This is a genomic window from Lysobacter fragariae, from assembly GCF_054779775.1.
Genome location: NZ_BAAGXP010000006.1, coordinates 249,260 through 262,417, shown reverse-complemented (window position 1 = coordinate 262,417; position 13,158 = coordinate 249,260). Strand labels below are relative to the sequence as shown.

General features: G+C 63.7%; 9 protein-coding genes. 4 read left to right on the top strand and 5 right to left on the bottom strand.

The genetic code is table 11. From position 1 onward, the window contains the following. Window positions 1–646 precede the first annotated feature (646 nt). Window positions 647–1,120 carry a hypothetical protein gene (locus ACYVD7_RS07220; protein WP_460760961.1) on the bottom strand — a complete coding sequence of 158 codons (474 nt, stop codon included), beginning with the start codon at window positions 1,118–1,120 and terminating at the stop codon, window positions 647–649. Between the two features lie 298 nt (window positions 1,121–1,418). On the opposite strand from ACYVD7_RS07220, the gene ACYVD7_RS07215 reads away from it, so the two are divergent. Beyond that, complete coding sequence (locus tag ACYVD7_RS07215; RefSeq protein WP_460760958.1) at window positions 1,419–2,279, top strand: diguanylate cyclase domain-containing protein; 861 nt, start codon at window positions 1,419–1,421, stop codon at window positions 2,277–2,279. Window positions 2,280–2,394: 115 nt separating this feature from the next. Here the strand turns inward: ACYVD7_RS07215 and ACYVD7_RS07210 are convergent, their stop codons facing one another. The 4 genes from ACYVD7_RS07210 to ACYVD7_RS07195 all read right to left on the bottom strand — a co-directional run bounded on the left by ACYVD7_RS07210 (window position 2,395) and on the right by ACYVD7_RS07195 (window position 8,413). Further along, the gene (locus tag ACYVD7_RS07210) at window positions 2,395–2,934 is read right to left on the bottom strand and encodes a GmrSD restriction endonuclease domain-containing protein (protein WP_460760956.1); all 540 of its coding nucleotides are present in this window, start codon (window positions 2,932–2,934) and stop codon (window positions 2,395–2,397) included. 218 nt (window positions 2,935–3,152) lie between these two features. Next, the gene (locus ACYVD7_RS07205) at window positions 3,153–4,142 is read right to left on the bottom strand and encodes a hypothetical protein (RefSeq protein ID WP_460760953.1); all 990 of its coding nucleotides are present in this window, start codon (window positions 4,140–4,142) and stop codon (window positions 3,153–3,155) included. Continuing rightward, window positions 4,132–4,491, bottom strand: a complete 360-nt coding sequence (locus ACYVD7_RS07200) for a TauD/TfdA family dioxygenase (protein WP_460760950.1) — start codon at window positions 4,489–4,491, stop codon at window positions 4,132–4,134. Before ACYVD7_RS07200 ends, ACYVD7_RS07205 begins: the two co-directional genes overlap by 11 nt. A 403-nt stretch (window positions 4,492–4,894) precedes the next feature. Then, window positions 4,895–8,413, bottom strand: a complete 3,519-nt coding sequence (locus ACYVD7_RS07195) for a methylmalonyl-CoA mutase family protein (RefSeq protein ID WP_460760947.1) — start codon at window positions 8,411–8,413, stop codon at window positions 4,895–4,897. 162 nt (window positions 8,414–8,575) lie between these two features. On the opposite strand from ACYVD7_RS07195, the gene ACYVD7_RS07190 reads away from it, so the two are divergent. The 3 genes from ACYVD7_RS07190 (at window position 8,576) to ACYVD7_RS07180 (ending at window position 13,054) form a co-directional block, all read left to right on the top strand. Further along, window positions 8,576–10,132 (top strand): phospholipase D family protein, encoded by a 1,557-nt coding sequence (locus ACYVD7_RS07190; protein ID WP_460760944.1) that lies wholly within the window; start codon window positions 8,576–8,578, stop codon window positions 10,130–10,132. Window positions 10,133–10,528: 396 nt separating this feature from the next. Then, on the top strand, window positions 10,529–11,629 hold the full coding sequence (locus ACYVD7_RS07185) for a Glu/Leu/Phe/Val dehydrogenase dimerization domain-containing protein (protein ID WP_460760942.1): 1,101 nt from the start codon (window positions 10,529–10,531) through the stop codon (window positions 11,627–11,629). 267 nt (window positions 11,630–11,896) lie between these two features. Then, window positions 11,897–13,054 (top strand): isovaleryl-CoA dehydrogenase, encoded by a 1,158-nt coding sequence (locus tag ACYVD7_RS07180; protein WP_460760939.1) that lies wholly within the window; start codon window positions 11,897–11,899, stop codon window positions 13,052–13,054. Window positions 13,055–13,158: the final 104 nt, after the last annotated feature.

Here is a 13,158-nt window from a genome sequence, read left to right as displayed (position 1 = left end):
AACGGGGAAAGATAGCCCAGGGCGCCGTGAATGGTGTCTTCGCTACGCGTCATCGCGGCCGGAAGGCGTAGGGCGGGCTCACTCCCGCCTTACGCGGGTTTCTCGATCTTCGCCGGACCCTTCTCGATCCTTGCCGGCCCCTTCTCGATCCTCGCTGGACCCTTCTCGCTCCTCGCCGGACCCTTCTCGCTCCTCGCCGGACCCTTCTCGCTCCTCGCCGGACCCTTCTCGCTCCTCGCTGGACCCTTCTCGATCCTTGCCGGACCCTTCTCGCTCCTCGCCGGACCCTTCTCGCTCCCTGCCGGACCCTTCTCGCTCCTTGCCGGACCCTTCTCGCTCCTCGCTGGACCCTTCTCGCTCCTTGCCGGACCCTTCTCGCCCTTCCGCTAACCCTTCCCGACCTTCCGCGAACCATTCGCGCCCCCCGGCGGACCCCTTCTCGATCCTCAGTTCCCGTAGGGCGCATTAGCCGAAGGCGTAATGCGCCGGATGCAACCGGCTTCGGATACTCATGCGGCGCAATGCGCTTCGCTTACGCCCCGAAGGAAGGCCCCTTGGGGGATTGCGCCCTACGCCGACCGACGCGTGCGCAAAGAAAAAGCCGCCAGAAGGCGGCTTTCGTTTTCCATCGCGTTGCGCACGTGCATCAGGCTGGCTGCGGCGCCTCCTGGCGACGACGACCGCGGTTGGCGAACTGCTGGCCCAGCTCGCGACGCACCTCCTCCAGACCGTGTGCGGCACCGGACAGCTTGAGCTGCTGGTAGCCCTCGTAGGCGAAGTCCATGGCATCGTGGCCGAGCAGCGCCAGCGTGTGCTCCAGTTGCGTGTGCAGTCGCTGCACCGCGTCGAGCAGGGGACGCAATGCGTCGATCGCCTCGATGTCCGCGCGCGCCGCGGCCACGTCGAGGCTGGGCGGCACGATCAGCGGATGCGCCTCGAGCACGCGGTACATGCCGCGCCCGAAGGTCTCGTTCTTGCCGACGAAATGATGGAGCTCGCGGATCTCCGACGGCTCGATGGCCACCAGACCCGGCAACGCCGAAGCGAGCTGCGCAATACCCGCCGCGGCCGCCTGCCGCTGCTCGGGAGAAATGGTGAACGAAATGCGATTTGCAGACACAACAACCTCCTGTTGATTTCCATGTGTGCACCGGCGATGCCGGTTGCGTCCTTGCTCCGCCGCAGTCCGTGTGGCGTTTGGGTGATCGCTACGGAGCGATCGGAGCGGGATCGAGTGTGCCAAAGGGATCAGGGGTTGAAAAGCACAAGACCCGCCGGGTGGCGGGTGCTGATGATGCAGCCTGGGACATTGAGCGAGCCGAAAACCTACTCTGACCCCTGTTTTTAGCGCGATCCTCTATGCTTCCCTCCAGGGACCTGATGCGTCCGTCGTCCAGCGGCGCAGCCCCCGCAAATCGATGACCCCGAAACTGCCTCCCCTCAGCGACGTGTTGGACCTGCTGCCCGATGCGGTGTGCCTGGTCGACGTCGACGGGCACTTCCTGTACGTGAACGCGAGTTTCGAGCGCATCTTCGGCTACGCGCCGGACGAAGTGATCGGCCGCAAGGCGTTCGACCTGGTTCACCCCGACGATCGCGCGGCGACCATGGAGCAGGCCGCTCACGTGATGGATGGCGAGTTCCAGCGCCATTTCCGCAACCGCTACCTGCACAAGAACGGCCACGCCGTGGACATCATGTGGTCGGCCCGCTGGCTGCCCGAACACGGCGTGCGCATCGGCATCGCGCGCGAAATCTCCGAACTGCGCCACGCCGAGCGCGAACTGGAACATCGCGCCGGCCACGACGCCCTGACGGGCCTGCCCAACCGGTATCTGCTGCAACGTCGGCTGCAGGAACACATGGAACGCGCCGCGCAAGCCGGCGGCGGCCTGGCCTTGCTCTATCTCGACCTCGACGGATTCAAGGCCGCCAACGACCGCTGCGGCCACGGCGCCGGCGACCAGGTGTTGCGCGAGGTGGCGCAACGCCTGCAGCAAAGCCTGCGGCACGGCGACCTGGTGGCGCGCATGGGCGGTGACGAATTCGTGGTGCTGCTGCCGGACTGCAGCGATGCCGAGGCCGCCAGCGCCATCGCCGCCACCTTGCGCGCCCGCATGCAGCCCGCATACACGTTGCCCGATGGCCCCCTGCAACTGGACGCCAGCGTCGGCATCGCCTGCTACCCCGCCGACGGACACGACCTCGACACGCTGCTGGCCAAGGCCGACCGCGCGATGTACGCGGACAAGCGGCGGGCCAGTCGCCGCCGAGCCTGAAGACCTCGTAGGGCGCATTAGCCGAAGGCGTAATGCGCCGGATGTCGCCGCCCCCGGACACTCATGCGGCGCAATTTCATTGCGCCCTACGGGACTGAAGACCTCGTAGGGCGCATTAGCCGAAGGCGTAATGCGCCGGATGTCGCCGCCCCCGGACACTCTGGTCGCTCAGGCGATGACCGTACGTATTGATTCGACCGAACACATCGTTGATCTCCGCCTCGGAAGCGTTTCGCATCACCGAAAGCGCAAGAGTGTAGTCGAGGATGGTGCTTACCTCCGCCTGCGTTAGTTTTGGCTCTCCGGTAGCGGGCACGAAGATACCCTCGTCTGCCCTGGCCTTCGCGGTAGAAAAGTGGGTGACGTCAAAATACTTGCCATCAATCGTAGGAAAAGACGATTCGATGAAGGACACGATTGCATGGAGTCGCTGGAGCCCGTCGATGATCTCGTATGTACCCGGGGCGCCTTCTCGTTCTGCCACGAGTATCGCGGGAATGGGGTACTTTTTGAGGAGTGACTCAATGAGCCGCTGCTTTTCTTCGAGTGTCCACACCAGCTTGCGCTGATAGCGGCGGTTGACGAACAGCTTCTGATCCTTGAACCATCCGTACACGGACTGGATGGATGTAGGCTGCGAAACGAGTTCCGCCATCGGTGTCTTCCCCTGAGTCAAATAGGTTACCGCGCGGTGCAACGCGCCGTGCCGGTATCGTAGCTCACGCGCCGGACCTTACGCCGCTTGCATGGGATGGCGGAGCAAGTGTGGCCATTCGTTTGGCGGTCCCTTGCAAAGAATAGGAAAGAATAGGGGTCAGAGTACGAATTCTAAAAAACTCTGCCCCCTGTTTTTTGCTTTCCCCCTTTTTTCCCCTAGTCGTTGCCATAGTCGGGCTCATACTGGATTTCACGGTGTTCCAGTACATAGTGCGCGTCGTCACCGATTCCGGCCATCGTGACTTCTTCATTTCCCTCCAATGCCAGCCCGCAAGTAGGACAATGGAACTCTAGGGGGTAGTAGCCGATTTCCACAATCTCATAGCCAGGCTCAGCATCCGACTGATCTTCGGCGGGCTCCTCGTATGCCTCTTCTCCTCCCACGACTCCATGCGCGCCGCAAGCAGGGCATATATCAAGCCACTTCTCGATTACGGAATACACGAAGATGTCTTGATACCCGTAAGGATTGAGCTTCTTTGAATCTTCCAGAATCTGCTTTATCTGCTTCGCAGACCTCTTCTTCTTTTCATCCGGCTTGAACTCCTCGAATGCGACCTTGGCGCGCTCTATTCTCTGCTGCACAGCAGCGTTCTTTGCCTTGCGCAGGGCCGCCAATAGTTCCTTCGGCGTCTTGGCGTCGGCGCCCAGCCAATCGTCCAAGGTCAGCGTCATCGACTTCAAGACAAGTTCGGCCGCGTGCCAAAACTCTCCTTCCCAGAGCCTCGGTGGGAAGGCTGCGAATGCGGCCTCCCCCGAGTGCAATTCGGCATTGCGCCGATCTGCCAGCTTGCGGCAGGCCTCCATATCCGGCGTCGTGTAGGACGAAACCGTGTGCCTCAGGCGTGCATAGGCTTCGCTAGCATCGATCGTGCGAACCGCGGTCCCAGTCGAAATCCCGTTCGCCTCCAACAAGCTGTTCAGATTGTCGGTCTTCACCACCAAGCTCGGGTGAATCGCTGACAATGAACTCTTTGCCAATAGCTCTAACGCAAGCGCTGCGTAGAGCTGGTAGTCATCATCATTTCCGCCCTGCTTGCCCGCGAGCGCGCGCTTTGCATATGCCTTCGACTTTTGCATCAACGACTCAGATAGCAATGCAGCCGGAACCTGAGGGGCTTTCGTTGCGTGATGTTTAGCTGTCATTGGTCGTTTCCATGATCGTGACGCGAAGCAGTGACCGGGACCCACTTTGAGAGGCGTCAGCACGGCGATGCAGAAGACGCCAGTTATCGAATATCAACGTGCGCCCGGGCTTCCAGCGCATTCGGAAGACCGGCGTGCGCGTTGTTTCATTGATTTTGGCCTGCAGCATGCGGCCGCGATCCGTCAACCCAAATATGCACGCCGGGTCCTGCCTGATAAACCGATGATGTTTGTCGAGCATCGTCGTGTAGAACGAGCCTCGACCAGCGCGCACCAAAACTGGCTCTTGGTCTGCCACCGACAGATGTTCCGGCCCCAATGCCTGCCGCCAATCGAGAAGCTCCGTCACACATTCCTGGTCCCCAGGATTGACACAGGACAGAAGTATGAATCTAGCCGGCGATGGGCAGTGGGCCATATCCATGTGCCAAGGTTGCGCGCCCAGCCCAAACACTGCACTCATCGATCCTGAGCGGGCTTCCGTCTGCGTCTTTGGGCGCAATTCATCAACAGCACTATGGCTGCGAGTTGCTGTAACTATTCCGAGGGTGTTAGCAAGGCCAAGAATCGCAGTTCGATGCTCAACCGGACAAGTGGTATCCACCTGCGCAACGACCCAACCTCGTTCGAGAACACCTCTCTTGATGGGTGAATTGGAGTTGCTGCACATATGCTGCCCATTCTGGTTCGGTAGCCAAGAAACCACCTACAAAAAGCCCGCCTTGAGGCGGGCATTTCGTTGCAGTCTGCAGCTACATATTCCTTCGATACTCGCCGCCGACGTCATACAGCGCATGACTAATCTGCCCGAGGCTATGCGTCTTCACCGCTTCCATCAAACTAGCAAACACATTCCGCCTTTCCCGCGCCGTAGCCTGTAGCCCCTTCAGCCCGTCACCCGCATACCCATTGCGGTTGCCCTGATACCCCGCGACGTTCTCGATCTGCTGCCCCTTCTCGCCTTCGGTCGAACGGATCAGCTCGATCTCGGTGACGATGTCGCCACCGTGGTCCTTGGGCAGGAAGGTGTTGACGCCGATCAGGGGCAGCGAGCCGTCGTGCTTCTTGTGCTCGTAGTACAGGCTCTCTTCCTGGATCTTGCCGCGCTGGTACATGGTGTCCATGGCGCCGAGCACGCCGCCGCGCTCGCTGATGGCTTCGAACTCCTTGTAGACGGCTTCCTCGACGATGTCAGTGAGCTTGTCGACGATGAAGCTGCCCTGCCAGGGGTTCTCGTTGAAGTTGAGGCCCAGTTCCTTGTTGATGATCATCTGGATCGCCACGGCGCGGCGCACGGACTCTTCCGTCGGCGTGGTGATGGCTTCATCGTAGGCATTGGTGTGCAGGCTGTTGCAGTTGTCGAACAGCGCGTACAGGGCCTGCAGCGTGGTGCGGATGTCGTTGAACTGGATCTCCTGCGCGTGCAGGGAGCGGCCGCTGGTCTGGATGTGGTACTTCATCATCTGGCTGCGCGCGGAAGCGCCGTAGCGCTCGCGCATGGCGCGGGCCCAGATGCGGCGGGCGACGCGGCCGATGACGGTGTATTCCGGGTCCATGCCGTTACTGAAGAAGAACGACAGATTGGGCGCGAAGTCGTCGATCTTCATGCCGCGCGCGAGGTAGTACTCGACGATGGTGAAGCCGTTGCTCAGGGTGAAGGCGAGCTGGCTGATCGGGTTCGCGCCGGCTTCGGCGATGTGGTAGCCCGAGATCGACACCGAGTAGAAGTTGCGGACGTTGCGGTCGACGAAGTACTGCTGGATGTCGCCCATCATGCGCAGGGCAAATTCGGTGCTGAAGATGCAGGTGTTCTGGGCCTGGTCTTCCTTGAGGATGTCGGCCTGCACGGTGCCGCGCACGGTGGCGAGGGTGTGCGCCTTGATCTTCTCGTAGGTCCCGGCGTCGACGACCTGGTCGCCGGTGACGCCGAGCAGGCCGAGGCCGAGGCCGTCGTTGGTTTCGGGCAGCATGCCGCTGTATTCGGGGCGCTTCCTGCCATCGAACATCTTTTCGATCCTGGCGTGCGCTTCGTCCCAGCGCGCCTGGTCGGCGCGCAGGTACTTCTCGACCTGCTGGTCGATCGCGGTGTTCATGAACATCGCCAGGATGATCGGCGCCGGGCCGTTGATGGTCATCGACACCGAGGTGCTGGGCGCGCACAGGTCGAAGCCGGAGTACAGCTTCTTCATGTCGTCCAGCGTGGCGATGTTGACGCCGGAGTTGCCGATCTTGCCGTAGATGTCCGGGCGCACGGCCGGGTCTTCGCCGTACAACGTGACGCTGTCGAAGGCGGTGGACAGGCGCGCGGCCGGCTGGCCGACGCTGAGGTAATGGAAGCGGCGGTTGGTGCGCTCGGGCGTGCCCTCGCCCGCGAACATGCGGATCGGGTCTTCGCCGGTGCGGCGGTACGGGTAAACGCCGCCGGTGTACGGGTAGTAGCCGGGCAGGTTTTCTTTCTGCAGGAACACCAGCAGCTCGCCCCAGCTCTTGTAGGTGGGCGCGGCGATCTTCGGGATCTTCTGGTGCGACAGCGACTCGCGGTAGTTCTCGACGCGGATGGTCTTGTCGCGGACCTGGTATTCGGTGAATTCGTCGGTGATGGACTTGAGGCGGGCCGGCCACTCGCGCAGGAGCTTGAGGGCTTCGGAGGTCAGTGACTGGATGGCGTCGTTGTAGCGTTGGCGGAGGGTGATGAGGGTGCGGTCGACAATCACCTTGTCATCCTGAGGCGAAGCCGAAGGATCTGCTTTCGCCTGGGCGCCGGAGGAAAGCAGGTCCCTCGCTGCGCTCGGGACGACATCGTTGGTGTCGTAGAGATCCAGCGCCTTGGGCAGCTTGTCGTCGCCCAGGTCGTGCAGCGACTGCCAGTAGCTCTGCGCGCGGTCGGCGACTTCAGCCTGCGTTTCGATCTTCGCGTTGATACCGCGACCCTGTTCGGCGATCTCGGCGAGGTAACGCACGCGGGCGCCGGGGATCAGCACGGTGGCGCGCGGTTCCTTCAGGCTGGTGTCGATGTCCGGCGTCCACTTCTCGGCCGGCAGCGACAGCTTGTCGCGCAGCAGGCGGCACAGGTTGGCGAACATCCAGCTGATGCCGGGGTCGTTGAACTGCGAAGCAATGGTCGGATAGACGGGGACGTCCTCGTCCTTGGTCGCGAAGGCGACGCGGTTGCGCTTCCACTGCTTGCGCACGTCGCGCAGGGCGTCTTCGGCGCCGCGCTTGTCGAACTTGTTGAGCACGACGAGCTCGGCGAAATCGAGCATGTCGATCTTCTCGAGCTGGCTGGGCGCGCCGAAGTCGGAAGTCATCACATACATCGGGAAGTCGACGAGGTCGACGATCTCCGAGTCGGACTGGCCGATACCGGCGGTCTCGACGATCACCAGGTCGTAGCCCAGCGACTTGAGGAAGCCGATGCAGTCCTTCAGCACCACGTTGGTCGCCATGTGCTGGCGGCGGGTGGCCATCGAGCGCATGAAGACGCGATTGCTGCGCAGCGAGTTCATGCGGATGCGGTCGCCGAGCAGCGCGCCACCGGTGCGGCGGCGGGTCGGGTCGACCGAGATCACCGCGATGCGCATCTCGGGGAAGTTGCTGAGGAAACGGTTGAGCAGTTCGTCGGTCACCGAGGACTTGCCGGCGCCGCCGGTGCCGGTGATGCCCACGACCGGGGTCTTGCCGCCGGCCAGCTGCCATTCCTTGCGCAGGTGGGCGAGTTCGGCTTCGTCCAGCGCGGACTCTTCGATCGCCGAGAGCATGCGACCGATCTCGATCTCGTTGTCGAAGGCGACCTTGTGCGGCTTGTCGACCGGCAGGCGCGCGGCTTCGGCGCGGCGCACGACATCTTCGATCATGGACACCAGGCCCATGTGCATGCCGTCGTTGGGGTGGTAGATGCGCTCGACGCCGTAGCTCTGCAGCTCGCGGATTTCTTCCGGGGTGATGGTGCCGCCACCGCCGCCGAAGACACGGATGTGCGAAGCGTTGCGTTCTTTCAGCATGTCGACCATGTACTTGAAGTACTCGACATGGCCGCCCTGGTAGGACGAGAGCGCGATGGCGTCGGCGTCTTCCTGCAACGCGGCGCGGACGACGTCTTCCACCGAGCGGTTGTGGCCGAGGTGGATGACTTCGGCGCCCTGCCCCTGGATCAGCCTGCGCATGATGTTGATCGCGGCGTCATGGCCGTCGAACAGGCTGGCGGCGGTGACGAAGCGCAGCGGGGACGATTCGGTGGCGACTTCGGGGAGGTTGCTGGCAGGGGTGCTCATGACGCGCTCAATACGGAAACAGGCGAGCGGGAATTGTAACAAGTCGGTCTGGTCGGCCCTTACCGTCCGTTTGGACGAGTCTTGCCAGCTGGCCCATGCGTTGGCGAATGCGTTGCGGCCAGGACGGATTGTGGATACTCGGGCCAGGACATCGGGGGTGGCATGCGGCGTATCAGGCGGCTTCTGCGTTGGGGACTGATCTCGCTCGTACTGCTGATGCTCAGCGGCTGGCTGCTGGCCGACCGCCTGACGCCGCCCGCTACCGGCAAGCCCAGCCATTCCCTGCCCCTGCAGTCCGCGCAGACGCAACTCGATCGCGAACTGGTGCCGATGCTCGCCCAGCAACCGGGCAGGACCGGCGCCATTCTGGTGCCCGACGGACTGGATGCATTCGCGGCGCGGGCGATTTCCGCGCGACGCGCCGGGCGCAGCCTGGACCTGCAGTACTACATCTGGCACGACGACATCACCGGCCGCCTGCTCGGCCGCGAAGCCTGGCTCGCCGCCGAGCGCGGCGTGCGCGTGCGGATGCTGCTGGATGACATGAACGCCGAAGGGATGGATCCGGGCCTGCTGGCGCTGGACGCGCATCCCAACATCGAGATCCGCCTGTACAACCCGTTCCGCAACCGCGGCGGTGCGATGCGGGTGCTGGAACTGGTGCAGCGGATCTTCAGCGTCAACCACCGCATGCACAACAAGGCGTGGATCGCCGATGGGCGCATGGCGGTGGTGGGCGGACGCAACATCGGCGTCGAGTATTTCAACGCCGGCGAGGACACCAATTTCCGCGACCTGGACCTGGTGTTGTTCGGGCCGGCGGTGGCGCAGGCCAGCGGGGTGTTCGACGCGTACTGGAACAGCGCGGCGGCGGTGCCGATCGTGGCCTTGAGTCAAAAGGACCCACGCAAGCTGCGCAGCCTGATTGAATCGGTGGACCGGGAAGCGGAGTCGGCGCAAGCCCAGCGCTACCTGCAGCGCGTGGAGGCGTCGCCGCAGGTTCGCGCGTACTTCGCCGGACAACTGCGGCCGCACTGGAGCAGCAGCATCCGCGTGGTGGCCGATCCGCCGTTGAAATGGAAGGACGACGACCGCAGCGGCTGGATGATCGAGCGCCTGTCGGACATGTTGCGCGGCGCCGATCGCAAGGCGCTGTTGATGTCGCCCTACTTCGTCCCCGGCGACTACGGCACGCAGGGCCTGGCGGAACTGCGGAAACGCGGCGTGCAGGTGGGCGTGGTCACCAACTCGCTGGCGGCCAACGACGTGCCGGCGGTGTACAGCGGCTATGCCCACTACCGCGACCGGTTGCTGGACGCCGGCGTGCAGTTGCATGAAATCCGCGCGCAGGGACGGCCTGAGACGGCGGGCGTGTTCGGCAGCAGCGGCGCGAGCCTGCACACCAAGGCGTTCGTGGTGGACGACGCGCGCGGGTTCGTCGGTTCGTTCAACCTCGACCCGCGTTCGGCCGACCTCAACACCGAGATGGGCGTGTTGTTCGAGGATCCCGCCATCGCTGCGTCGTTGCGCGCCGAATACCTGCGCCTGTCGGGGCCGGCGTTGAGCTACTGGGTCTATCGCAACCGGGACGGCGACGTGCATTGGCTGGATCGCGCCGCCCGTCCTCCCGCGGTGTTCACGCAGGCGCCCGACACCACCGGCATGCAGCGCGCGACGGCGCGCGTGGTGGGCTGGCTGCCGATCGAATCGCAGCTGTAGGGCGGGTCTCGACCCGCCGCTCGGGGCACCGACTTCTCACCGAGGATTAATCGTAAGTAGCGGGCGAAGGCTTGCTTCAGGCGATGACGCGACACGGCAGTGACGGGCGAAGCCTGCTCCGGGCGATGACGCGACACGGTTGATGGCGGGTCAAGACCCGCCCTACGCCTGCGATCGATAACTCCCGGCCATTCACGTACGGCTGCGTATCGGCGGGGAGCGCATTTCGCGGTCATGCCGGCACGGGCCCGGACCGGTCGATTGGATTAGACTACTGCGCCTGCGGTGCCGGCCTGAGCCGTCATCCATACCGCAGTTCTCAAGCCACTCAACGACTTACGTCACCTTGTTGGCGTCGTGTGCCAAGCGCATCGCGGCGGCCAATCGGAGCATCCGATGATTTTTGAAACCCTCGACACCTTCGGCCACGAGCAGGTCGTGTTCTGCCACAACAAGGATGCGGGCCTGAAGGCCATCATCGCCATCCACAACACGGTCCTCGGCCCGGCCCTCGGTGGCACGCGCATGTGGCCGTACAAGACCGAGCAGGACGCGCTGAACGACGTGCTGCGCCTGTCGCGCGGCATGACCTACAAGAATGCGGTCGCGGGTCTGGACATCGGCGGTGGCAAGGCGGTGATCATCGGCGATCCGGCGGTGGACAAGTCCGAGGCGCTGTTCCGCGCGTTCGGCCAGTTCGTCGAGTCGCTGGGCGGCCGTTACATCACGGCCGAGGACGTCGGCATCGACGTCAACGACATGGAATACGTCTATCGCGAAACCGAATACGTGACCGGCGTGCACCAGGTGCACGGTGGTTCGGGCGACCCGTCGCCGTTCACCGCTTACGGCACCATGCAGGGCCTGATGGCGACGCTGAACAAGCGCTTCGGCGATGAAGAAGTCGGCAAGTATTCCTACGCCGTGCAGGGCCTGGGCCACGTCGGCATGGAATACGTGAAGCTGCTGAAGGAACGCGGCGCCAAGATCTTCGTCACCGACATCAACAAGGGCCTGGTCGACAAGGCCGTGTCCGAGTACGGCGCCGAAGCCGTCGGCCTGGACGAGATCTACGACGTGCCGGCCGATGTCTACTCGCCGTGCGCGCTGGGTGGCACCGTCAACGAGCAGACCCTGCCCCGCCTGAAGGCCAAGATCATCTGCGGCGCGGCCAACAACCAGCTGGCCAACAACGCCATCGGCGACGAAGTGGTCAAGCGCGGCATCCTGTACGCACCGGACTACGCGGTGAACGCGGGCGGCGTGATGAACGTGGCGCTGGAACTCGACGGCTACAACCGCGAGCGCGCCATGCGCATGATGCGCACGATCTATCACAACCTGGCGCGCATCTATGAGATCTCCGAGCGCGACGCCATCCCGACCTACCGCGCCGCCGACCGCCTGGCCGAAGAGCGCATCACCGCGATCGGCAAGCTGAAGCTGCCGCTGGGTCGCGCGAAGCCGCGCTTCCAGGGGCGCATCCGCGGGCATTGATGTCAGGCTCCGCCTGACATCAATCCCAAAGTTCGCTTTGCAAACTTTGGGCCCCGCTATGTGCTTCCAAATCCCCGCCGCTGTCGCGGCGCCCCCTTTACTAAAGGGGGCTGTGGGCTCGGAGACACCTTAGTAGGAAGTACCAGAACGCCCGGCATGTCCGGGCGTTTTCTTTGCCGGACGTGGCCAATCCGTACGCTGCGCCGATTACAATTCAACTCATCCGATCGCCGCGTCGCGGCGACAATCGCCTTCTGAAGGACTGCCATGCGCCCGTTCCCCCTCGGTGAAGAAATCGATGCACTGCGCGATGCGGTCCGCCGCTTTGCTGACGCCGAGATCGCGCCGCGTGCCGCCCAGATCGACCACGACAACGTGTTCCCGCTGGACCTGTGGCCGAAGCTGGGCGAGATGGGCCTGCTGGGCCTGACCGTTCCGGGCGAGTACGGCGGCAGCGACATGGGCTACCTCGCGCATCTGGTCGCGATGGAGGAAATCTCGCGTGCGTCGGGTTCCGTCGGGCTGTCGTACGGCGCGCACTCCAACCTGTGCGTGAGCAACCTCTACGTCAACGGCAACGAAGCGCAGCGCCAGAAGTACCTGCCCAAGCTGTGCACCGGCGAGTGGAAGGGCGCGCTGGCGATGAGCGAGCCGGGGGCGGGTTCGGACGTGGTCGGTTCGATGTCGTGCCGCGCCGAACGCAAGGGCGACGCGTGGGTCGCCAACGGCAACAAGATGTGGATCACCAACGGCCCCGAGGCCGACGTGCTGATCGTCTACATGCGCACCGCCGGCAAGGACGCGGGCAGCAAGTGCATGACCGCCTTCCTCGTCGAGAAGGGCATGAAGGGTTTCTCCACCGCGCAGAAGCTGGACAAATTCGGCATGCGCGGCTCCAACACCTGCGAACTGGTGTTCGAGGACTGCGAGATCCCCGTCGAAAACGTGCTGGGCGAAGTCCACAACGGCGTGAAGGTGCTGATGAGCGGCCTGAACACCGAACGCCTGGTGCTCTCCGGCGGTCCGCTGGGCCTGATGCAGGCCGCACTCGACATCGCCCTGCCCTACGTGCGCGAGCGCAAGCAGTTCGACCACGCCATCGGCACGTTCGGGCTGATGCAGGGCAAGATCGCCGACATGTATACGTCGCTGCAGTCGTCGCGCGCGTTCGCCTACCAGGTGGGTCGCGACTACGACAACGGCTACAAGAGCCGGATCGATGCGGCGTCGTGCCTGCTGCACGCCAGCGACGCGGCGGTGCAGGTGGCGCTGGAAGGCATCCAGGCGCTGGGTGGCAACGGTTACATCAACGAGTTCGCCACCGGCCGCATCCTGCGCGACGCCAAGCTCTACGCCATCGGCGCGGGCACCAATGAAATCCGCCGCATGCTGATCGGACGGGAGCTGTTTGCCGGCAATTCCTGACCGCGCGACATGCTAGGCGTACCTGGACAGGCCCGGTTTCAACCGGGCCTTTCTTATTGCGCCGCGGCAAAACCATCCAGTTCGGCTCTGGACAGGCCGACTGG

Bases quoted from the DNA above. Each gene is read 5' to 3' on its own strand.
- ACYVD7_RS07210 (WP_460760956.1), bottom strand. From the start codon at position 2,934: ATGGCGGAACTCGTTTCGCAGCCTACATCCATCCAGTCCGTGTACGGA.
- ACYVD7_RS07180 (WP_460760939.1), top strand. From the start codon at position 11,897: ATGCGCCCGTTCCCCCTCGGTGAAGAAATCGATGCACTGCGCGATGCG.
- ACYVD7_RS07195 (WP_460760947.1), bottom strand. From the start codon at position 8,413: ATGAGCACCCCTGCCAGCAACCTCCCCGAAGTCGCCACCGAATCGTCC.
- ACYVD7_RS07205 (WP_460760953.1), bottom strand. From the start codon at position 4,142: ATGACAGCTAAACATCACGCAACGAAAGCCCCTCAGGTTCCGGCTGCA.
- ACYVD7_RS07190 (WP_460760944.1), top strand. From the start codon at position 8,576: ATGCGGCGTATCAGGCGGCTTCTGCGTTGGGGACTGATCTCGCTCGTA.
- ACYVD7_RS07215 (WP_460760958.1), top strand. From the start codon at position 1,419: ATGACCCCGAAACTGCCTCCCCTCAGCGACGTGTTGGACCTGCTGCCC.
- ACYVD7_RS07185 (WP_460760942.1), top strand. From the start codon at position 10,529: ATGATTTTTGAAACCCTCGACACCTTCGGCCACGAGCAGGTCGTGTTC.